Annotated in this window: 20 protein-coding genes; 4 read left to right on the top strand and 16 right to left on the bottom strand. The window is 60.8% G+C overall.

From position 1 onward, the window contains the following. Positions 1-115 precede the first annotated feature (115 nt). The gene (locus tag A6U87_RS17075; RefSeq protein ID WP_065692494.1) at positions 116-619 is read left to right on the top strand and encodes a methylated-DNA--[protein]-cysteine S-methyltransferase; all 504 of its coding nucleotides are present in this window, start codon (positions 116-118) and stop codon (positions 617-619) included. Between the two features lie 40 nt (positions 620-659). On the opposite strand, the gene A6U87_RS17070 is transcribed toward A6U87_RS17075, so the two are convergent. From A6U87_RS17070 to A6U87_RS17045, 6 genes are all read right to left on the bottom strand, one after another. After that, the gene (locus tag A6U87_RS17070) at positions 660-1,157 is read right to left on the bottom strand and encodes a hypothetical protein (protein ID WP_065692493.1); all 498 of its coding nucleotides are present in this window, start codon (positions 1,155-1,157) and stop codon (positions 660-662) included. A 46-nt stretch (positions 1,158-1,203) separates the two neighbouring features. After that, positions 1,204-3,915, bottom strand: a complete 2,712-nt coding sequence (locus A6U87_RS17065; RefSeq protein WP_065692492.1) for a hypothetical protein — start codon at positions 3,913-3,915, stop codon at positions 1,204-1,206. A 147-nt stretch (positions 3,916-4,062) separates the two neighbouring features. Then, positions 4,063-5,625, bottom strand: coding sequence for a glutamine-hydrolyzing GMP synthase (gene guaA / locus A6U87_RS17060; protein WP_065692491.1), 1,563 nt, complete (start codon positions 5,623-5,625; stop codon positions 4,063-4,065). 94 nt (positions 5,626-5,719) lie between these two features. Beyond that, the gene (locus A6U87_RS17055; RefSeq protein WP_065692490.1) at positions 5,720-6,358 is read right to left on the bottom strand and encodes a 5'-methylthioadenosine/S-adenosylhomocysteine nucleosidase; all 639 of its coding nucleotides are present in this window, start codon (positions 6,356-6,358) and stop codon (positions 5,720-5,722) included. Then, positions 6,355-6,804: a PaaI family thioesterase gene (locus A6U87_RS17050; protein WP_065692489.1), complete on the bottom strand. Its 450-nt coding sequence runs from the start codon at positions 6,802-6,804 to the stop codon at positions 6,355-6,357. The genes A6U87_RS17055 and A6U87_RS17050 overlap by 4 nt, the downstream gene beginning before the upstream one ends. 139 nt (positions 6,805-6,943) lie before the next feature. Then, positions 6,944-7,396, bottom strand: a complete 453-nt coding sequence (locus A6U87_RS17045) for a TspO/MBR family protein (protein WP_065692488.1) — start codon at positions 7,394-7,396, stop codon at positions 6,944-6,946. A gap of 136 nt (positions 7,397-7,532) precedes the next feature. On the opposite strand from A6U87_RS17045, the gene A6U87_RS17040 reads away from it, so the two are divergent. Beyond that, positions 7,533-8,609 (top strand): DUF2252 family protein, encoded by a 1,077-nt coding sequence (locus tag A6U87_RS17040; protein ID WP_065692487.1) that lies wholly within the window; start codon positions 7,533-7,535, stop codon positions 8,607-8,609. Here the strand turns inward: A6U87_RS17040 and A6U87_RS17035 are convergent. The 6 genes from A6U87_RS17035 to A6U87_RS17010 form a co-directional block, all read right to left on the bottom strand. After that, positions 8,595-9,692, bottom strand: coding sequence for a DUF1513 domain-containing protein (locus tag A6U87_RS17035; protein ID WP_065692486.1), 1,098 nt, complete (start codon positions 9,690-9,692; stop codon positions 8,595-8,597). The genes A6U87_RS17040 and A6U87_RS17035 overlap by 15 nt on opposite strands. A gap of 3 nt (positions 9,693-9,695) precedes the next feature. Next, the gene (locus A6U87_RS17030; RefSeq protein WP_065692485.1) at positions 9,696-10,790 is read right to left on the bottom strand and encodes an imelysin family protein; all 1,095 of its coding nucleotides are present in this window, start codon (positions 10,788-10,790) and stop codon (positions 9,696-9,698) included. After that, positions 10,790-12,328 (bottom strand): di-heme oxidoredictase family protein, encoded by a 1,539-nt coding sequence (locus tag A6U87_RS17025; protein ID WP_065692484.1) that lies wholly within the window; start codon positions 12,326-12,328, stop codon positions 10,790-10,792. The genes A6U87_RS17030 and A6U87_RS17025 overlap by 1 nt, the downstream gene beginning before the upstream one ends. A gap of 47 nt (positions 12,329-12,375) precedes the next feature. After that, complete coding sequence (locus A6U87_RS17020) at positions 12,376-13,656, bottom strand: imelysin family protein (RefSeq protein ID WP_065692483.1); 1,281 nt, start codon at positions 13,654-13,656, stop codon at positions 12,376-12,378. 215 nt (positions 13,657-13,871) lie between these two features. Further along, the gene (locus A6U87_RS17015) at positions 13,872-15,161 is read right to left on the bottom strand and encodes an RsmB/NOP family class I SAM-dependent RNA methyltransferase (protein ID WP_065692482.1); all 1,290 of its coding nucleotides are present in this window, start codon (positions 15,159-15,161) and stop codon (positions 13,872-13,874) included. A gap of 156 nt (positions 15,162-15,317) precedes the next feature. Beyond that, positions 15,318-15,641 (bottom strand): septal ring lytic transglycosylase RlpA family protein, encoded by a 324-nt coding sequence (locus A6U87_RS17010; protein ID WP_244499522.1) that lies wholly within the window; start codon positions 15,639-15,641, stop codon positions 15,318-15,320. On the opposite strand from A6U87_RS17010, the gene A6U87_RS30470 reads away from it, so the two are divergent. Next, positions 15,535-15,858 (top strand): hypothetical protein, encoded by a 324-nt coding sequence (locus A6U87_RS30470; protein ID WP_244499523.1) that lies wholly within the window; start codon positions 15,535-15,537, stop codon positions 15,856-15,858. The genes A6U87_RS17010 and A6U87_RS30470 overlap by 107 nt on opposite strands. A 230-nt stretch (positions 15,859-16,088) precedes the next feature. Here A6U87_RS30470 and A6U87_RS17005 read toward each other — a convergent pair whose 3' ends face one another. The 3 genes from A6U87_RS17005 to A6U87_RS16995 are packed head-to-tail and all read right to left on the bottom strand — an operon-like array spanning position 16,089 to position 18,824. Next, positions 16,089-16,961, bottom strand: a complete 873-nt coding sequence (locus A6U87_RS17005) for an SDR family oxidoreductase (RefSeq protein ID WP_065692480.1) — start codon at positions 16,959-16,961, stop codon at positions 16,089-16,091. Continuing rightward, positions 16,961-18,121, bottom strand: coding sequence for a tRNA epoxyqueuosine(34) reductase QueG (queG, locus tag A6U87_RS17000; protein WP_065692479.1), 1,161 nt, complete (start codon positions 18,119-18,121; stop codon positions 16,961-16,963). The genes A6U87_RS17005 and queG overlap by 1 nt, the downstream gene beginning before the upstream one ends. A gap of 10 nt (positions 18,122-18,131) precedes the next feature. Next, positions 18,132-18,824, bottom strand: a complete 693-nt coding sequence (locus A6U87_RS16995; RefSeq protein ID WP_065692478.1) for a glutathione S-transferase family protein — start codon at positions 18,822-18,824, stop codon at positions 18,132-18,134. 276 nt (positions 18,825-19,100) lie between these two features. On the opposite strand from A6U87_RS16995, the gene A6U87_RS16990 reads away from it, so the two are divergent. Continuing rightward, a complete protein-coding gene (locus A6U87_RS16990; RefSeq protein ID WP_065692477.1) occupies positions 19,101-19,898 on the top strand; it encodes an undecaprenyl-diphosphate phosphatase in 798 nt (265 codons plus the stop codon). Positions 19,899-20,435: 537 nt separating this feature from the next. Here the strand turns inward: A6U87_RS16990 and A6U87_RS16985 are convergent. Further along, entirely contained in the window at positions 20,436-21,416 is a 981-nt protein-coding gene (locus A6U87_RS16985; protein WP_065692476.1) for a complex I NDUFA9 subunit family protein, read from the bottom strand. Positions 21,417-21,491 lie beyond the last annotated feature (75 nt).

Raw genomic sequence — 21,491 nt, 5'->3', positions numbered from 1 at the left:
TACAGGACACCGACCGAAGTGTTCATGGCGCATTTGCAAGAGGGAGGCTGATCCCCTACCCTTGAAGACGGGCATGACGCACTTGGGTTAGCTTCTCCAGGGCGGTTTCTGCGGCATCGCATGGAACGCCATCGGCATCACCCGCTTCCAGCTGCCGACATCAAGCGCTGATGGAACCGAACGCTTGCTGCTGCGCCGCGTCCCCGATGCCGAGCCGGCAGCCCCGACGCCTGAGATTACAACGGCCATCGCCGCCGTAAAGCGCTACTTCGCCGGCGAACCGATCGACTTCTCCGATCTCGGGCTCGATCTCGCCGACCAGGATGATTTCTTCCGCGAAATCTACGCCGCCGCCCGCCGCCTGCGCTGGGGCGAAACGACCACCTACGGCGCGCTCGCCAAAGAGCTCGGCCACGGCCCCGAAGCCGCCCGCGACGTCGGCCAGGCCATGGCAAAGAACCCCGTCACGCTGATCATCCCCTGCCACCGCAGTCTCGCCGCCGGCAACAAGATCGGCGGCTTCTCGGCGCCCGGCGGCTCGGTGTCGAAGGCGCGCATGCTGGAACTGGAAGGCGTGAAACTGGCGCGGCCGAAGCCGGTGCAGCAGTCGTTGTTTTGAGGGGTGGTTAGGCGCTGTGCCAGGCGGTAATTTGAATTGATTACAGCGCGTATTTCGCCGAGACGCTGACTGTTGTGCCGGCCGACATGCGCAACGCCGCGGCAACCGCTGCTGTCACATCGGCGCCAACTGTCAGCTGATATTGAACGGTAAGTTCGTTCAGCGGCATATCTGAGGATCGAATGCTCAAAGATGTCGGCAACAGGCTGATCATTGCGGTTTGAACGTTCTGCGCGGCCTTTAGCAAGTTTTCCTGCAACATCGCGACCAACTGCTCAGCCTGATCACCGAGTTCTTGTTTGGCCAGCGCGATCTTGTCGCGAATACGGTTTGTCCATTCCGTGATCTTGGCGTCGCCTTGTTGATAAACGTCCGCAATTGCATCCTGAACGGTATCCCATATCGCATCGAACCATGTTCTTACAGCGCTGAAACCAGGTGCATACGCCGCAACTCCATCGGGATTTACCGGCTTTTTCGCGACCGAGCGATAGATATCCAGCAGAACTGGACCAGGTAACTGCAGTTCGAGATGCATATCGTTTCTCCTCTTGGAACTGATCAGTCTCGATAGCGTTGCCGGCCTAGCGAAACCCATTGAACCGTATGAGTTCGCCGTCAAAGCCGATGAACTCCTGCCCGAGCTTTCGCCCCGCCTGTTGAAAATCATTGAGGATTGTGTCCATCTCGTCAACTTTCGTTCGCGAAGCCTTGGCCAGTTCGTCCAGCGTTGCAGGGGCGTCGCGCCGTATGAGATGTCTCAAGGCATCGCGCAGTGCGTTGCGGTTGGCACCACGTGGCGGCATCAGTGTATTCAGCCTCTCAAGCCGGAAATTATCAATGTCCGACGGCTCGCCCGTCATGACGCTGCCCAAGTAACAAACGTCGAAAGCGTCCGACCATTCCGCCAGGTCAAGTTGGCCACCGTCAGTCGTATCGAGCGTCGGAGAGAATGCTTCGGCGAGAGAAATCCGGCCACCGAGCATTTGCTGGAGATCGTCACGCGTAGTTTGGCGATCGGTTTCAATGAAGGCGCGCATCTGATCTATATCGCTCCGAGTGACGGCAAGATCCGACCCTTCAGCGATCGCCGATAGATGAAAAACCTCGAAGGTGTCGCCGAAGCAAAGCGCAAGAGGGAATAGGTAGACTTCGTGGACCACCGGGTGGTGTTTGGCTAGGCAAAATTGCAGCAATCGGCCCTCTCCGTTCTCGCTGCTGGCGGCGGCATTTCTTAACCGCTCGAAGACGTCGTCCTCGAGCTTAAAGGACAGGGCACTGGAAGAGCCGCCGACAATGGAGCGCGCGACGATGGCGATATGGCGCGTCTCGTCAAGCAATCGAATCTCACATGTGCTCTCGCCGAGCAGATGCAGTCTTGATGCAGATAGCATGGAGTTCAACAGCGCTTCACGCGCTTGCTCGGTCTCGGTGGAATAGTGGTCGGGATCGCGCCAGAAGCTTGCGGATATCTCGGCATAGAGCGCCTTCATGCGTTTATCCCACTGGCGCGGAGAGTGAATATCGGTCCGGCCGTCCCGTATGAAATACCAGGCGTCATAGGTCTGAGATCCCGTGCCACCGGCTGCTTCAGCCAGATCGGTGAGACGCTCGGTTGAAACCTCCATAAGCGTTACCAAAAAGGTTCTTAGGGCTTCTTGCAGGCTTGCGGCGAAATCGGCAGGCGTTTGTCGCCAGTCGGGAACGAGGTCGTCGAACGCCGAATGGCTTAGCCACAGTATGGCACGCATGAATACCACCGTGTTTTGGAACGCCGGGGCCCGATCAGTCCAGCGGCGCCAAAGGGTATTGATAAGCGCGTATCCCGAAAAATAGTAGGATTCATTGCCGCCCTGACTGGTTCCCAAATACAGGTTGATCCGGTGCATTCCGCCGACTTTGTCGCGAACTTCGCGCTGCAGCGCTTCAGCGGATGCAAATACCCTGTATAAAGCGCTCTCCGGCGATTCTTCGACCTCGTATGGGCTGTCCTCATCGATGTCGGCGACATAATCGGGAAGGCCCGATAGGAATGCCGTGATTGGAAGCAGGATGTCGCCGCTTTCGGTGAGGTCCAGATCGATCTCGGCAAACAATGAAAGCCCTTCCGCCCAGGGTCTCCATGCTTGCCAAAATAGCCGTACCTTCTTCTGGAAGTTCGTCAGCCTGCGGACGGCACGCAGTGCTGAGGCACGATTGGCCGCCGATTGTCCTTCGGACACCACCCAATGGTCTTTTCCGGGACCCCGCTCGAGGGAAAAACTGTGCCGCAGAATGCTGTCCAGTAATAGCAACTCTGCGGCAAGCGCGCTGAAATAGCCTCCGAGACTACTAAGAAAGGTCCAGTAATGAACGAATTCATGGACCACGATGGAAGCCGCCTCCGGCCGTCGGCGCACTCCGCTTCGTGTTATGAACACCGAAAAATGAGGAAATTGATTGATGACGCGGTCGGTCAGCACACTTGTGTTTGGCAGTTTCGTCGCCGTGAGTGGCGCCGGCCCAGGACCATTGCGCTTAGCGAACCCTTCCATCATACCCTGCAGGAAGGATAGAAAATCGCTTTCGCCGGGGTGAAAATCTGTCACAACGATGCTTGTTTTTGCCTTGGCGATTGCCCAGCGCTGCTCAATGTCGTCGCTTCTCCCCAAGCCAAGACGATGAGGGATATCGGCAACGTGAGATGCGGGCACGAGGGCCAGCATCTCCTCAACCAGTCGTTCCGCTTGTGCATCGTCAAGGACGGTGCCGTGTCCGAACAAGCAGTCGCGGGTGGCCAACGCGTAGAACCTCATCGCGGTCCACAATACCTCCTCATCTGCCTCGCTCTGTGGAGACAGCACTTCCTTTGGGACACTTTCCAAGAGGCGTCGGGCACCCTCGGGATCGTTTGCTCTTTGTAGAAATTGCGCCAGCATAACCTTGGCGAGAGGGCGCCTATACAGCGTTTCGTTTTGTTCCGATTCCAGGATCGCGCGTTGATAAGCCGACGCAGCGCTGTCTTCGCGTCTAGTTAACTGGGACAGGCTTTGGCCGAGTGAAATACACAGGTCGATGCGCGTGGGCACGGTGGCCTGTTCGCCGACAAGCAAGGCAAGGTCGGCAATGGTCGCAGCGCTTTCGAATTGCGACCGCGCATAATGCTCGCGAGACCACCCGTTTAAGAAGCGAAGTAGGTTGTCGTCAATTAAATGGGATGCTCCGGTCAGGAGCTTAAACGCGCTCAGGTAATCCTTGGCGGCTACAAACGCATCTAGGAGTGCAAGCTGGTCTTGTGTGAGCTCGGCTTCAGCCATTTAAAGAGCCGCCCGATTGCGTTGACTGTCAACTCAAGTTCAACCCGTTAACAGTCACACAACGGAAGGCAGCTCGCAACAAAAATGCCGCCAGGCGCATCACGCCGGCGGCATCATGATCAGCACGAGGCAATCAGCCCCTAAGCATCACTCCCACTCGATCGTGCCGGGCGGCTTGCTGGTCACGTCGTAAACCACGCGGTTGATCCCACGCACTTCGTTGATGATGCGGGTCGCGGCGCGGCCGAGGAATTCCATGTCGTAGTGGTAGAAATCCGCCGTCATGCCGTCGACGGAGGTCACGGCGCGCAGCGCGCAGACGAATTCATAGGTGCGGCCGTCGCCCATGACGCCGACGGTCTGGACCGGGAGCAGCACGGCGAAAGCCTGCCAGATCGCGTCGTAGAGACCGGCCTTGCGGATTTCGTCGAGATAGATGGCGTCGGCTTCGCGCAGGATCTCCAGCTTTTCGCGGGTGATGCCGCCGGGGCAGCGGATCGCGAGGCCGGGACCCGGGAAGGGGTGGCGGCCGATGAAGCTATCGGGCAGGCCGAGCTCCTTGCCGAGCACGCGCACTTCGTCCTTGAAGAGTTCGCGCAGCGGCTCGACGAGCTGCATGTTCATACGTTCAGGCAGGCCACCGACATTGTGGTGCGACTTGATCGTCACCGACGGGCCGCCGGTGAAGGAAACGCTTTCGATCACGTCGGGATAGAGCGTGCCCTGGCCGAGGAAATCGGCGCCACCGAGCTTCTTGGCCTCTTCCTCGAAGGTCTCGATGAACAGGCGGCCGATGATCTTGCGCTTGGTCTCGGGGTCGGAAACGCCCTCGAGCTCGCCGATGAACTTGTCGGCCGCGTCGACGTGGATCAGGTGCAGATTATAGTGTTCGCGGAACATGGCGACGACATTGGCCGCCTCGTCCTTGCGCATCAGGCCGTGGTCGACGAGCACGCAGGTTAGCTTGTCGCCGATCGCCTCGTGGATCAGCAGAGCCGCAACCGAGCTGTCGACGCCGCCGGACAGAGCGCAAAGCACGCGCTTGTCGCCGACCTGCTTGCGGATCTCTTCGACCGCCTTCTGGCGGTAGGCCGACATCGACCAGTCGCCCTTGATGCCGGCGATGTTGTGAATGAAGTTGCCGATCAGCTTGGCGCCATCGGGGGTGTGGACCACCTCGGGGTGGAATTGCACACCGTAATATTTGCGCTTCTCGTCGGCGATGAAGGCGTAGGGCGCGTTCGGCGAAGTCGCGACGACCTTGAAACCTTCGGGAAGTGCGGTGACGCGGTCGCCATGGCTCATCCACACCTGGTGGCGCGAGCCCTTCGACCAGAGGCCTTCGAACAACTCGCTGTCTTCGTCGACTTCAAGGAAGGCGCGGCCGAATTCGCGGTGATGGCCGCTCTCGACCTTGCCGCCGAGCTGCATGCACATCGTCTGCTGGCCGTAGCAGATGCCGAAAACGGGAAGGCCGCTGTCGAAGATGATCTGGGGGGCGCGGGGCGAACCCTCGTCGACCGTCGAGGCCGGGCTGCCGGACAGGATCACGGCTTTCGGCTTCAGGCTCTTGAAGCCTTCTTCGGCGGACTGGAAGGGAACGATCTCGCAGTAGACGCCCGCTTCGCGCACGCGGCGCGCGATCAGCTGGGTTACCTGGCTGCCGAAATCGACGATGAGAACGCTGTCGGGATGTGCTGTCTGGGTCATGGCGAGCCTTTAATGAAAAGCACCCGGTCTTGCAATGCGGGAAATCCGCCGCACGAACATTTTATTGTGCTGATTGTCCCCGTTTTAAAGGGTTTTAGAACCAAAAGACACCGTCCTCAAGCGCCGTGAACAGGCTGTCGACAGCGTAGGAGAGCTTGCGGTCGATGACGTGCAGATACTCCGTCCAGCCGGAAATATGCTGCAGCTCCTCGACGCCATCGGAAATTCCGCGCAGGCCGATCAGCGGCAATTGGTAGGCTTGGCAGGCGCGCAGCACGGCGAAGGTCTCCATGTCGACCATGTCGGCGGCGATGCTGCCATAGGCCGTGCCGGAGACGACGTTGCCGCCCGTCGACAGGCTCGCCTCCGCGATGCCGGGGATCCGGAGCGGCAGCTCGACCGTGGCCGGAAGGTCGAGGAACGGCGTGCGTCCCTTCTCGAAGCCGAGCGGCGAGGCGTCCATGTCGCGGTAGGAGACGGAGGTGACCTGGTAGATCTCGGTCTGCTCGAGCTTCGACGAGCCGGCCGAGCCGAGCGAAACGACCAGTTGCGGCAAGTCGCCTCCGTGGTCCAACTCCGTCAGCGCCCGGGTGAGCACGACGGCCGCTTCCACCGGGCCGACGCCGGTCATCAGAGGTTCGAACCGCGAGCGCAGGAAGGGACCGTATTCGGCCTCGGCCGCCATCACGAACAAAATGGATTTGCCGGCGACCGATTTCAGTTCGAACTTCATCCCGTAATTCCCTCTCTGCCGCGGATGATCATCATGGTGCTTGTCATGGAAGCGATCAGCTTGGCTGGTCCATCGCTGATCGCATAGCCTCTTCCGTCGGCGACGATGATGTTCGATCCAGGCTTGGTGATCTCGCCGCGAAACAGGAAGCGGTCGCCGCGCCCCGGCGACATCAGGTTGACCTTGAATTCGATCGTCAGGATCGACGCGTCCGGGTCGATCACGCTGTAGGCCGCAAAACCGCAGGCGGAATCGAGCGCAGCCGAAATCACGCCGGCATGCAGGATGCCGTGCTGCTGCGTCAGTTTCACATCGAAGGGCAGCTCTATTTCGACCATCGCATGCTCGACCCGCGTCAGCTCAGCGCCGATGGTGTGCAGCGCGGCCTGTCGCGCAAAATTCTGGCGGATTCGTTCGCGGAAGTCGCCATTGTCGTTATTGGTCATGTGTCCTGTCCTTTGCCAGCGCGAAAGTGGCACGGCGCGCAGTGTTCGACAAGCGCTCCGGGCGGGCGTAGCCGGCATAATTCCAGTGCAAACCGAAGATGTTAAGGCACGGAGAGGACAGCGGGGCGCTTGCGCCGGTTCAGTTCAAATAGGCGATGGACGCGTTGAGCACGGTCGCGAAACCCACCCACGCCGCATAGGGAACGAACAGCAATGCCGCGACCCGGTCGGCGCGCCACCGGTTTCCGATGAAGGCAAGAACCACCATGAGCAGGACAAGGATGATCGCCAGCGCGACGGGCGGCATTTGCAGACCGAAGAAAAACGGCGACCAGAGAAAATTGAGAACCATCTGGCAGGCCCAGATCAGCATGCCCACGGAGAGATGCCCGCGCAGCCATGTCCGGGCGCCGGCAATGCCGATCACGACGTAGAGGACCGACCAAACCGGACCGAAGATCCAGTTGGGAGGATTGAACGATGGTTTGGCAAGCGATTGATACCACTCGCCTGGAAGATTGTTGATGCCGATGGCCAAACCGCCGCCGAGTGCGATGGCGACGAAGATGATGTAGGTCAGGGCTCTGCTCATGCGCGGGAAATAGGGCGGTGCTTGCGACCTGCCAGATCGAGCATCCTTGCGATTTAAGCGCGCAGTCTCTGCATCTCGATTGCCCCGCGGAGGGGTGGGTATATTCTGCGCCGGATCGATATTTCGAGGAGCCGGCATGGCAACCTTTTCACAGTCTGTGCAAGCCTACGAGGCCTGGCTACGCCAACAACTCGGAAGCGACCTTGTCGAGAACGATCTTGCGCGCAAGCACGCGAAGATGAAGACAAACGGCTTCGTCTTCCTGCGCGCGACCTACTGGCGGTGGGCGGAGACGATTCTCGATGTCTGCCCCGATTTCAAGGCTGCGCCACAGGTGCTCGCCATCGGCGACACCCATCTGGAGAACTTCGGCACCTGGCGCGATGCCGAGGGGCGGCTGGTGTGGGGCGCCAACGATTTCGACGATGCGGCCGTTATGCCCTATGCCTTCGACCTTATCCGCCTGACGGCAAGCGCGCTTCTGGCGCGCGGCAGCGATGGTCCGGCCGCGCATGCGATCGCCGAGCCCATCCTCACTGGCTATCGTCGTGCCATCGCCGCGCCGATGCCCGTCATCCTCGAACGCGATCATAAATGGCTGCGCAAGGCGCTGCTGCTGCCCGATGCCGAGCGCAAGGAGTTCTGGGACAAGTTCGCGTCGTTGCGCCCAGCGGAAAAGCCTGTGCCTGCCGCCTATCACCGGGCGCTGGAAGCAGCACTGCCAAGCAACTCTCCCGCGTTTGTTCCAAAGCCGCGCACGGCGGGAACCGGCAGCCTCGGTCGCCCGCGTTTCGTCGCCTATGTGGATTGGCAGGGTGGACCGGTGCTGCGGGAAGCAAAGGCGATGCTGCAGTCGGCATGGTCGCTGGCGCACAATCCGGCAGATCGCGCAATCCACGCCGTCGATATCGCCGCCGGAAGAATGCGGTGTGCGGATCCGCACTATGAGCTGCAGGGTTCCATTCTCGTCCGGCGTCTCTCGCCCAACAGCACGAAGATCGAGATCGATCGAAATCCGGGCCTGTTGCTCTCGCCCGATATGCTCGATCTGATGGGCTTCGAGATCGGCAATTGTCACGCAAGCGATCCGTCCGTCGGGCCGGCAATCGAGCAGGACATCAAGGCGCGAAGCGGTACCTGGTTGTCCGACGCGGCAAAGGTCGCGGCCGCCGCGATCACGTCAGAGCAGAAAACGTGGTCACAGACGGCGTGAGGGCGCGATCCGCACGATGTGCTGGTCCCAGGCGACACTGCTGCGCGACCCGAGGAAATCGCCGTCGTAGGATGACACAGCAAAACCGTCCGTCGCCGGCGCGATGCCGGCGGCGTCGGGAACGGTCGTTTCGCTGAGCACCTTGCCGCTGCGGGCATCGATGGTCACGGCAACGCCGCCCTTGGGGGAGGTAACCCCCACAAGGCCGTCATTCCGGTTCACGGCGATCGCACCCACATAGTTTGCCAGCCTGCGCGTCGTCTCCTCGGGCAGTTCGACGAAGCGAAGGTCTTCGCCCTTGGCGAACGATCCCACCAGCGGCGGCAGGTCGTTGCGGTGGCCCTCGTACTGGCAGGCAAACCAGATGCGCCCGCTATCGTCGATATCGACATGGCGCGTCGAAACCTGTGCCCATTGCGGCGGCAGGGCATGGTTTTCGATCAGCCCGCCCGTTGCCGAATCGATCAGCGTCAGCGACGGCTGCATGCTTGTCAGGTTGAGCTTCGTCCGGCCGGTGTCCGGGTGTGTCTCAATCCCGCCATTGGCGACAACAAGCATCCGCCCGTCGTCGGTAACCGTCATGTCATGCGGACCGACGCCATAGGTCTCGAATTCGCCGATACGCGCAAAGCGGTTCGTGGCGTCGTATAGTCCGATCATGCCGCGATTGGCGTCGAAATCGTTCTCGCTCGCGTAGAGGATGCGACCGTCCGGTGAAAACGCGCCATGGCCGTAGAAATGACGGCCCTCGACAGAGGCAATCACGATCGGATCGGTCGTGCCGTGCGCATCGAAGATCATTGCATAGGTGCCGGGACGCCGCGCGAAGGCGACGGTCTTGCCCGTCGCCTGACTGAATGCCATCCCGTGGGCTCGCGCCGGCAGAGCAACGCGATCGACGATCTCGCCACGCTCCGTCACCGTAGCCACGGCATAGGAGCCGTTGGCATCGCGCATTCCCGAGGCATAGACGGCGTCGGCACGCTCAAGCGCCATCAGGGCGCGCGGCTGCAGGGCGGCCAGAAAACCGAGCCCGGCAGCTTTGACGAAACGACGCCGGTCAATCGCCGAACTGTTCCACATCAGTCAATCGCCGTCCGAGAAGGAGAAGCCGGCCGACAGGCCGATGGCCGAGCCGTAGTCGTCGCTGATCTTTGTGATGAGCTCGCGCGTGCTGACGAGCAGAGCGTCAAGCTTTGCCTTCTCGGCATCGCTGGTCGCGACCTCGATGTCGGGATTGAGCTTCGGGACCGTCTCCAGCAGCGACTTCAGGTTCGCGTCGATTGCCTCGGCGATCGGCTTGCGGTCGGCGGGCAGCAGCTCGGCCATGCCGGCCTTCTGCCAGAGCGTCCGCAGGCCTTCGAGATTGGCCGCCATCGACTTCCACGTGTTCTTCGAGCGCCAGTAGATGGCCATCTTCGGCTTGGGAGAACTGTCCTTGCCCTTGTAGAACTGTTCGAGACGCTGATCGCGAACGGTCTCGGCTCCGTGAACGAGGATGCCGAGCAGCGCTGTCACGGCTTCCTTGTTGTCCATGAAGTCTTCGCTCTTCGGCCCCGGATGCTTCCAGCTGCCCTGGACGCCATCGGGCTTTTCCCACGCTGCGACGACTTCGCCGGCTTCGCGCTGGATGTTGCCGGCAACGGCTGCGCCGTACAGGCAGCGGAAACCGTTCTTCTGCTTGAGAAGGTCCTCGGAGCCCGCACCGTAAAGCACGTACTCCAGCGCCGTAAGGCCCTGCAGCGCCACGCTCTTGCCGGCGATCGCATCGACCGTCGTGTCTTTTGGATCGGCCTTGGCGATCAGCGTCTGCACCTGCCTCAGGCCAACGCCCTTGCGATCGGGATAGAAGAGAATGTGCTCGAAGAGATTGTCCTGGATGACAGGGCCGACCTGAACGATCTCGATGGTCGACCAATAGCGGATCGTGTCGTCGAAGGCCGATTTCGCCTTATCAAGCGTCTGCTGCGTGCCGTCGTCGCACAAGTCCTTCATCGCGGTCGTCAGTCGCGCGGCCGATTGCTGCGCATTGCGGTAGCCCGGCCGGATCACCTCGTCGACGGCGCGCTGCATCACAGCAGGAACCGCGTCCTCATTGAGCCCGACCTGTGGCGCGGCATCTTGTGCGAAGGCGGATGAAGCAAGGGCAAACGAAAGGACGATGGGGTGCCAAAGGCGCATCAAAGAGACTCCAGGAATGTAATCAGTGCCTGCCTATCATCCCTGGGCAGGGATGCGAAAGCGTCGCGCGCTTTTTGTGCTTCGCCGCCATGCCATAGGATCGCCTCGGTAAGGCTTCTGGCACGGCCGTCATGAAGGAAAAAGCTGTGTCCGCTGACAGTCTGGGTCAGACCTATACCCCATAGCGGCGGCGTGCGCCATTCACGTCCGCTTGCCAGGCCGACCTGTTGTCCATCGGCAAGGCCGTCGCCCATGTCGTGCAGCAAAAAGTCGGAGTAGGGCCAGATAAGCTGGAAGGATTGCGCCTTGTCGGTGCTGTCGCGACGGGTGACGAATTTGGGCACATGGCAGGAAATGCAGCCGCTTTCGTAGAAAATCTGCTTGCCCCTCAACGTCTCGGGAAAGCTTGCCTTGCGCCGTGCCGGCACCGCCAGATTGGCTGAATAGAAGGTCACCAGGTCGAGGATCGGCCCGGGTGCTTCCTCGTTGCCGAGGCGCTTCTGGACGCCGGTCGGCATTATCAGGCACTTTGCCTCGGCTTGCGTGCAGTCGCCGTGCGCGTCCGGTTTGTCCGGGGTGGAAATGCCAATGTCATTGGAAAAGGCGTCGGCGCTCTGATCGCGCACCGTCGCATTCTGGGCCTTCCAGCCGAAGCGTCCGAGGGCAATCTTGCCGGTCCGGTGGTCGCGAACGATGGCGGCCTTGCCGTGGATGCCGTCGCCATTCGTGTCGTCCGGGTCGGCGTGCGCGAGAATGTCCGCTTCCGGTATCGCCTCGATCAGGCCCAGCCCGATCATGGCCGGCGCGACGCGCGGCGAGATTGTCGTGGCGGCATTCAACGGGCCATAGGCGAGGTCCGTGGCCGAATAGGTCGGCCTGCGCAGCGAAATCCTCTCGCCGTCGCCGAGCGTGACCGTTTCTTCGGTATAGCGGATCGCCATCCGGCCTTCCGAGGCAAGGCCCGGCACCGCGAGTTCCTGCAACTGGTGGCCATAGGTCGGATCGGGGAAGTTGAGGATATCGGCGTTCGCGACGGAGCGCTGCTCTTCGGGCGTCGCAGCCGTGCGAGACAGGCGCAAAAACATGGAAAGCGAAATGGCGCCATTTTCCGGCGGCTTGCCGCGCCCGTCATTGACGTGGCAGCTCATGCAGGAGCGAGCATTGTAAAGCGGCCCGAGGCCATCCGATGCCTGCGTCGAGGAGGGCGCGGACACCCAGAGCTTCTTGAAGAGCGCGTTGCCCAGCTTGAAGTTCTGTTCTTCCTCGAAGGGAATGTTGGCGGAGATATGCGAGAAGGCACGGTGCGTGACCGGATCGATGGAGGTCGCGCCGCCCGCCTGCATCGCTTCGTACTGTTCGGCCTTGGAAAAGTCGGTGGTCGGCCGCGTCACATCGGCGACGCGTTTTGCGTCGGTATCGGAAAGGTCGGTCCGCTTGGTCGGGAGATCGAAACCGGACGCCAGGGCGACGGAAAAACCGGCAATCGCGGCGCAGAATGCTGCGCTACTGAGAAGACGACGAGCCGGGAAAGGCGACATTTGGGAGTTCGGGCCGCTCCGGCAAACGGAGCGGCCCGCCTTTTCACTTATTTGAAGACGGCGCTAGGATTATCCAAGCTGTCGGAACCTTCAAGCTTGACCGTGCCGAGATCGAGTGCGGCAATAACGCGCTGCACGGACTTCGTCTGATTGACGAGACCATCGATGGCAGCCTGGACAACAGCGTTGCCCTTCTTGTTGCCTTCGCCGATCATCTGGTCGTACTTTTCGACGGTCTCGCCGCGCTTCGCCATGGCGTTCATGGCCTTCAGCGTAGCGTCGAGCTTGCCCTGCATTTCCTTGTCGAGCTTCTTGTCCTTGGCCGCGAGGAGATCGTGCAGCGACGGACCCTTCATCTTCGTGCCGTCGACGCGGGTGTAGTTGCCGGTGTAAGCGGCAGCGATGCCGATCGCGTCGTTGAGGTGCGAGTTGTAGGTGTTGTCGGAGAAGCAATCATGCTCTTCTTCCGGATCGTGCAGGATCAGGCCGAGCTTCATGCGCTCGCCGGCCAGTTCGCCGTAGGAGAGCGAGCCCATACCGGTCAGTATGGCAACGAGGCCAGCCTTGGGGTCGGCTTCGACATGCTTGGTCGCTTCGCCATCCGGAGCCCAGTTGTTGGTCATCTCCTGGAGATCGGAAACCAGCAGGCTCGAGGCGGACTTCAGATATTCGGCGCGGCGGTCGCAATTGCCGTGCGTGCAATTCTTGAGGTCATAATCGGTGGCAGGACGGTTGCCGGCGCCTGGGCCGGTGCCGTTCAGATCCTGGCCCCAGAGCAGGAATTCGATGGCATGGTAGCCCGTCGCGACGTTGGCATCGACACCGCCAGCTCCAGAGAGCGTGCCGGAAAGAAATTCGGGCGTCAGCTTCGAAGCGTCGACATCCTTGCCGTCGATCTTGATCGTCTTGTTGGCAATGACGTTGGCGACATAGAGCGCGTTTTCATCGCTTTCGGTACCGTAGGAGGCGTCGACATAGTCGATCAGGCCTTCGTCGAGCGGCCAGGAATTGACCTTGCCTTCCCAGTCGTCAACGATCGGGTTGCCGAAGCGGTAGACTTCCGTCTGCTGGTAGGGGACGCGAGCCTTGATCCATGCTGCGCGCGCCGCCTTCAGCGTCGCATCCGTCGGCTCCTTCAGGAACGCGTCAATGGCAACGTCGAGTGCCTTGGCCGTCGTCAGCGCGTCTTCATATTTCGCGTGGCCGACTTCTGTATAATGCTTGACCACAGCTGCAGCATCCGGTGCTGCGATTGCGGGAACGGCGGAAACGGCAATCGGCGTCGCCACCAGCGCCAGCGCTGCGTAAAAATTCCTGTTGAGTTTCATGGTCCTCTCCTGTGACGGACGTTCCGTCTGAATCCGGCTTCGTCTCTTCGCGCAAAAGTAAACTGGTGTCAAATAATCTAGTTTGGAACGGTTTTAAGAATTGGGCTGGCGCAAAATAGCTGGCACGTAGGCCTGTGATTCAGGGAGATATGGACAAAGCGCATCGACCGCGAGTCGCTCGGCGACGCCCGGTCTTCGGCATTCGCGATACCGGGTCAGCCCTTGCGCTGCAGCTTGCTGAAGAAGAAGCCGTCGGTATCAGTCGAGGCGGGGGTGAGCGTGATCGTCTTGCCGTCCGACGAGCGCGGCCGCGGGCTGTCCTTGCCGAACAGTTTGTCCCAATCGGGAATCGCGCTGACGATCTCGAATTCCGGATGTGCGACGCTGAAGGCGCGAACCTGCTCTTCATTCTCCTGCGGCAGGACCGAGCAGGTGACGTAGAGCAATTCTCCGCCCGGACGGACATACGCGCTCGCCTGCTTCAGTGCGTCCTGCTGCTGGGAGGTGCGTTCATCGAGATTCTTTGTCGTCAGGCGCCATTTGGTATCGGGACGACGGCGCCAGGTTCCGGTACCGGTGCAGGGCGCATCGACGAGAACCTTATCGCAGTGTTCGGACAGGCTCTTGAGATCCCTGGCATCGTCGTGGACCTGCACGTTGCGGGTGCCGGCGCGCTTCAGCCGTTCGATGATCGGCGCCAGCCGCTTGCGGTCGGCGTCATAGGCGTGAACCTGGCCCTTGTTGTGCATGGCGGCCGACATGGCGAGCGTCTTGCCGCCGCCGCCTGCGCAATAGTCGAGGATCTGCTCGCCGTCCTTCGCCATCACGAGATCCGCGACGATCTGCGATCCTTCATCCTGAACTTCGAACCAACCTTTTTGGAACGAAAGCTCGGCGGTGACGTTAGGAAGACGAGAGGCACCTTCGCCGGCCGGAATCCGGATGCCGTACCGTGCGATGGTTGCTGCTTGAGCGCCTGCGCGCTCCAGCGCCTTGACGGCCTTTTCGCGGGTAGCCTTCAGGATGTTGGCGCGAAGATCGAGCGTCGGGCGAGTGGCAAGCGCTTGTGCCTCTGCAAGCCATGTGTCGGAGAAGGCTTGCTCGAATGACGGGACAACCCATTCCGGGATGTCACCCTGGATATAGGAAGGAGCATCAACGAGCTGTCGGCTTTGGAATGCGGAAAGTGCGGCCTCGGAAAGCGGGCTCGGTGCGAACTTGTCGTCTGTAAGCTCAGCGGAAAGCGTTTCCGGCGTAAAACCCCACTGGCGGAACATGACCGCGTGAGCAATGGCTGACGCGCTATCGTCATCCATGAGCCAGGCATGGGACAGGCGCATGCGAAGGGCGTCGTAGACGATGTTGCCGATCGCGGCCCGGTCGCCGGATCCGGCAAAGCGATGCGCGAGACCCCAGTCTTTCAGCGCATCGGCAACTGGCCGTCTGCGGGCATCGATATCAGCAAGAACCGAAATTGCCCCTTCGAGCCGTCCGCCCAACCGCATCTAAACAGCTCCTATCGCTTAAGGTCAAAACACCGGGCTTGTGAACAATCCGCAGGAAGCGCGACTGACGCAGCGGATTGTTCACAAGTCTCAATCGCGTGGTTACCCGCGATTGGTGGTAAGAGCAAGCGGCCCGTTTGGATACGGTAGCGGCGCTTAGCCGATGACTTCGTAGCAGACCTTTGCCGTGCCGGTGCTAACCATGCCGATGTTCTGAGCGGCAGCGCGGGAAAGATCGAGCACGCGGCCGCGGATGAACGGGCCACGATCGTTGACGCGAACGACGACACTACGGCCGTTGTTACGGTTGGTAACTTTCAGCTTCGTCCCAAATGCAAGTGAACGGTGTGCAGCAGTATTGATGGTGGGGTTCATGCGTTCCCCGGAAGCGGTTTTGGAGCGAAGTGCGTACCATGAAGCGCCACCACAACCATTTGCAGCAAAACCTTCCATCGGAAGGATGGTAGAACAGGCTGCTATAGTCGTTGCGGCGATAATAGAACGGCAGATTTTCTTCAAAACGGATTGTCCCTCTACTGTTGAACTTGCGCCTTTGCGGGCGGTGGGGCTTAAATCCGTCGAAAAATGGCAAAAAAGTGCCGCCAATGATCACGCAATGTTACAGAGTGTAACATTTGTGATTGAGTCGCAATTGATTCGACAGGCCCGACAAGAGGGGAAGGTAGAAAAAGATTAAGGAAATCAAGTAAAATTAGAACATTTTTTGCAGGCGGGATTCCGCGCAACCCGCGATCACAAAATCAATAAAAATAATTTTGCGCGCGCGCCATAATTCTTGCCCCATTTGCGCAAATTCAGAGGCCGTTAACCATAAATTGGAGAGAAAAGTGGTTGTCGGCGCGAGAAGGTAGGAATTTCCTACCGATCCATCGCATGCGATCTATGAAGCATAAAGCCGAGTTTTTTCTACCCGCGCCAGCGATCTTGCTGCAACAACTGCGCGAGTGAGGCGGGATAGGTCGGAAATTCGAAGGCAAAGCCGGCGGCTTTCAGCTTCGCGTTCGAGACCCGCTTGTTCTCGCCGTAGAACGATCTGGCCATGGGCGTCAGCTCCGCCGTCTCGAACGGTTGCTCCGGCGGCGGCTCGACGCCCATCAGGCGCGACGCCTCGACAATGACGTCCTGCGGAGGGCCGGGCCGATCATCCGTCACATTATATATGCCGCCCAGTTCCCGATCGGCCAGAAAGCGCGTGGCTGCCCCGATATCCTCGACGCGGATCCGGTTGAAGACCTGATCCTTCTTGATCAGGCGTCGCGCCGTACCGCGTTGCAGATTGCAGAAAGCGTTGCGGCCGGGCCCGTAGATACCGGAAAGGCGCAGCACGGCGGCGGGGATGCCGAGCTCTTGCCCAGCAACCGCCCACGCAGCCTCGGCCTCAAGGCGCTCCTTGGACCTGCCGGATACCGGAACGCACGGCGTGTCCTCCGTCACCCAGTTGCCCTTGTGGTCGCCGTAGACGCCGACGGTCGAGAGATAGCCGATCCAGGCAAGATCCGGCATGAGCTGGCGAATGCGTCCGCTGGCCAGTCGGATCAGCGGATCGCCGCTATCCCGGGGCGCGATCGATTGCACGAGGTGCGTTGCCGACGCCATGGCGGCAAGGAGGTCGTCGGTGAGAACCTCGCCGTCAAAGACAAAGGCGTCGATGCCGGCGGCGCGGAGGCTTGCTGCCTTTTCCGGCGAGCGCGTCGTGCCGGAGACGCGGAAGCCATTGGCCAGGAACGCCTTGCCGATCGCCGTGCCCGAGTAGCCGCAGCCGAAAATCACCAGATGCATCACACCGCTCCTGCCAGTCTCCATTCGTCCAGCACGTCGCCGTCCGACTCATCTGCCGGCCTTTGTGCCGCAAAGGTCGAGAATTCGCCAGCCTCCATCAGCCGCGATAGCGCCCACACGGCCATGCCCCGCACCACGGGCGAGGGATCTGCCGATAGCGCCCGACACTGCGCAATAAGGCCACGGTCGCCGGAATTGCCGGCTGCAATGAGGGTGTTGCGAACAAAGCGATCGCGGCCGATCCGCTTGACCGGCGATCCGCTGAAGAATGTGCGAAAGGTCGGGTCGTCGAGATCGAGCAGATAACCGATTGACGGTTCCTTCAGATCCTCGCGGGCCTGAAGCTTCATCTCCGACGCCTCGCGGGCGAACTTGTTCCACGGGCAAGCCGCCAGACAGTCGTCACAGCCATAGATACGATTGCCGATCAGCGGTCGCAGCTGCGGGTCGATCGCTCCCTTGTGCTCGATCGTCAGGTAGGAGATGCAGCGTCGCGCATCGATCTGGTAGGGCGCCGGAAAGGCGCCGGTCGGGCAGGCGTCGAGACAGGCCCGGCAGGAACCGCAGTGGTCAATCTCCGGCGCGTCGATCGTAAGGTCGGCGGTGGTGAACATCGAGCCGAGAAACAGCCATGAGCCGTGCACGCGGCTGACGAGATTGGTGTGCTTTCCCTGCCAGCCGAGGCCCGCCGCCGCCGCGAGCGGCTTTTCCATCACCGGCGCGGTATCCACAAAGACCTTGACGTCAGCGCCGGCACGGGCCGCGAACCGTGTCGCGATCTCCTTCAGTCGGCCCTTGATGACATCGTGATAGTCGCGGTTGCGAGCGTAGACAGAAATGGCCGCCTTGTCCGGCTTGTCCAGAATGCCACGCGGATCTTCGTCGGGACCATAGTTCAGGCCAAAGACGACAATCGATTTGACGTCGCTCCAGAGCGTGCGGGGATCGCCGCGTCGGTCGCGGGTCTCCGCCATCCATTCCATGGTGCCGTGCCGCCCTGCGTCGATGAACTCGCCGAGGCGGGCTTTCGCGTCCGGAATGGTGTCAGGACTCGTGATCCGACAGAGGTCGAAGCCGAGCGCCTGCGCTTCCGCGCGCACGAAGGCGGTCAAGGTTTCGCGGCGTTTGTGCTCCTTGGCCTCTGCGGTTCGTTCGGGCATACGGCCCTCGTCAGAAATCCAGATCGGCGTAGTGAGAAACCGGCGTCAGGCCGCGCACGCGCTCGGTCAGCATCGGACGGAAAGACGGTCGCGACTTCAGTCGCTGATACCAGTCCTTGACCATCGGCGATTCCGACCAGTCGATCTCGCCGAGATAGTCAAGGATCGAAATCGAGGCAGCCGCGGCGAGGTCGGCATAGCTCATGCGTTCGCCCGCCAGCCACTGGCGCGAGCCGGAAAGCCAGGTGAGGTACTTCATGTGCTGCCGGATATTGGCCCGCGCGGTCCGCAGGATCTTCGAATCCGGCGCACCGCCGCCCTGGTCCGCCGTCATCTGCAGCTTGTAGACACGCTCGCGGGCGAGCGGCTTGGTGACGTCCGTCTCCATCTTGGTCATGAACCATTCCGTCAGCCGACGAATTTCGGCGCGCTGGAAGGGGTCTTCGGCAAGAAGGCGCCGGTCGCGCTTCAAGACGCCATGCGTCTCGTCAAGATATTCGGAGATGACGCTCGCGCCACAGAGCGCGCGCATGCTGTCGTCGACGTAAACCGGCAGCGTGCCGGCCGGATTAAGCGCCAGGAAGTCCCGGCGCTTCTCCCAGGTCTGTTCTTCGATCAGGTCTGCCTGATAACCGTACTCCGTCAGGATCAACCGGACGAAGCGTGATGCGGATGACATGGGGTGATGATAGAGCGTGGGCATCGAGACTCGGATTTTTGATGGGTGGGTCGCACTTGCAGGGGCGCAACAATCATAGCGCCCTAGTCATGACTCATTCGTTGAAGCTATAGGAGTTTGGCCCTTCCAATACAAGCGAGTCGGGCTGCCCAACGCCTGACAAAGGATGTGGACATCGCTGAACAGCTCTCACCAGCAGCCAAGTGGCCCGCGCCACACACTTGTCGAACGCGACGGATGCCGCCCCCCACGGCATGAGCACAACTCAGGTCCGAGCAAACTCTAAACCGGAGACATTATATGGACTATATAAACGCTGTAATTCTAGGCATCGTAGAAGGGATTACCGAGTTTCTCCCGATCTCGAGCACCGGCCATCTCATCATTGCCGAACAATGGCTGGGCCATCGGTCCGATCTGTTCAATATCGTTATCCAGGCTGGCGCGATTCTCGCCGTCACCATCATCTATTGGCGCCGCCTCTGGGATCTCGTGATCGGCTGGCGGGACCCGAAAAACCGCTCTTACGCGGGCAAGCTGATCGTCGCATTTCTGATCACCGCGGTCCTCGGCCTGATCGTCAAGAAGCTTGGCTTCGAGCTGCCCGAGACTGCGACGCCGGTCGCCTGGGCGCTGATCATCGGCGGCTTCTGGATGATTTTCGCGGAATGGATCGCCGCGCGCCGGCCGCAGTACAAGAGCATTACCTGGTACGTCGCCATCCTGGTCGGTATCGCCCAGGTGGTTGCGGGCGTTTTCCCGGGAACGTCGCGCTCCGGCGCCACGATTTTCGTGGCCATGCTGGCCGGTACCGGCAATCGCGCTGCTGCGACCGAATTCGCGTTTCTGGTCGGCATTCCCACGATGTACGCGGCAAGCGCCTATGAATTGCTGAAGACGTTCAAGGATGGCGGCGCGGCAAACGAGGACTGGACCGGTCTTGGGATCGCTTTCGTCGTTTCCACGATCGTCGCGTTCGTCGCCGTCAAATGGCTTCTGTCCTACATCCAGAGCCACCGCTTCACGGTGTTTGCGGTCTACCGCATCATTCTCGGCGCTGTCCTGCTCGGCATGGCTGCAGCCGGCATGATCGCCTGAGGCGAGGTATACGGTGCATTCGCGCCGTGGTGGCGCGGATGCGGCAGTCCAGAGATTGTCGAAGAGACAACAAAGCCGGCTCTCAGGCCGGCTTTTTCATTACCGGTTGATGGAACCGGTTTCGCAAGGGTCTACGCCATAAGCCGGCGAACACTCGCCCTTCACTGCCGCGACCGAACCCGGCGCAATGAAGGAACCCGCCAGAATAACCAGCGCCGCACACGCAAAAAGGAGCGCGATTGACCTACCCATCGAAAAAGCCTTTCAAGTCGTTTAGCGCGCCGAAGACTGGCGCTGAGTCCATGCACAGACGCGCGGGGTGTGTAGTCAGAGGAATGATAAATAGCAATAAACGTTCCTGCTAAATTTGGTGTTAATTCCGCTAATTTTCTCGTGCGTCTTTTATGCAACGCTTGGTAGGCCAAAAGGGTGGAAAACGTCGCCGTTGCGGCGGTCTTGTCCACAGCCGCCCGCAATGAAAAACGCCGCCCGCGGGGTGTCGCGAGCGGCGTCAGGAAAGGCGAGAAGCTTGGCTGTTCAGGCAGCCTTGCCGGAGCCGGTGTACTGGCCATGCGGGCGATACTGCACGAGGTAGGAATCGAGCACCGAGTTGACCAGCGTCGGCGTGATCCCGAGGTGAGACAGCGTGCGGCCTTCCGCTTCGGCTTCCTTGGAGACGACATTGTCCTTCTTCAGCAGGCGCACCTGGTCCGGAGTGATCGGCGGCGCGACGAAGGGAACCAGCGATGCAATGCTGCCGATCAGCGAGGCAATCCCGAAGGGAATGGAGACGAGACGGTTCGTGCGGCTCGTCGCCTTGAGCACGGCCTCGAGACATTCGCGGAAGGTCAGCACTTCAGGGCCGCCGAGTTCGTAGATCTTGCCACCCTCGACCTTGCCTTCGACAGCCTTGGCCACGGCTTCGGCAACGTCGACGACATAGACCGGCTGGAACTTCGTCTTGCCACCGCCGATGAGCGGGAGGGCAGGGGCGAGGCGCGCCATGTCGGCGAACTTGTTGAAGAAGTTGTCCTCGGGGCCGAAGACGATCGACGGGCGATAGATGATCGCGTCAGGCTTGATGGAATGGATTGCCGCTTCCGCGCGACCCTTGGTGCGGGCATAGCCGGAATCGGAATGTGTGTTGGCGCCGATCGCCGAAAGATGGATCAGCTTCGCGCCGACGCTGCGGGCGGCTTCAGCAACCGCGCGGGCACCGAATTCCTGGACCGCTTCAAACGAGTTGCGCCCGGCTTCGTGCAGGATGCCGACGCAGTTGACGACGTAGTCGGCGCCATCGACTGCGCGGTCGATGGAGTTCCGATAGCGCAGGTTCGCCTGTACGAAGGAAATCTGGCCGACATTGCCGAGCGGCTGCAGGAAGCCAGCAAGGTCGGGGCGGCGCACGGCGACGCGGATGCGATAGCCGCGCTTGGCAAGTGCGCGCACGACGTGCCTGCCGATGAAGCCGGACCCTCCGAACACGGTGACGAGTGGCGGCAGGTTGGCAAGGGTCATGGCAGGCTCCTCGAAAGGCTGATTTGGAAGGTCGTTGAATTCGTCTTAGACCAATAGCGGCGCGACGAAAAGGGC

This window comes from Rhizobium sp. AC44/96, from assembly GCF_001692185.1.
Taxonomy (GTDB): domain Bacteria; phylum Pseudomonadota; class Alphaproteobacteria; order Rhizobiales; family Rhizobiaceae; genus Rhizobium.
Note: the sequence above shows the minus strand (reverse complement) of the source record. Positions and strands in the feature narration are given on the sequence as shown.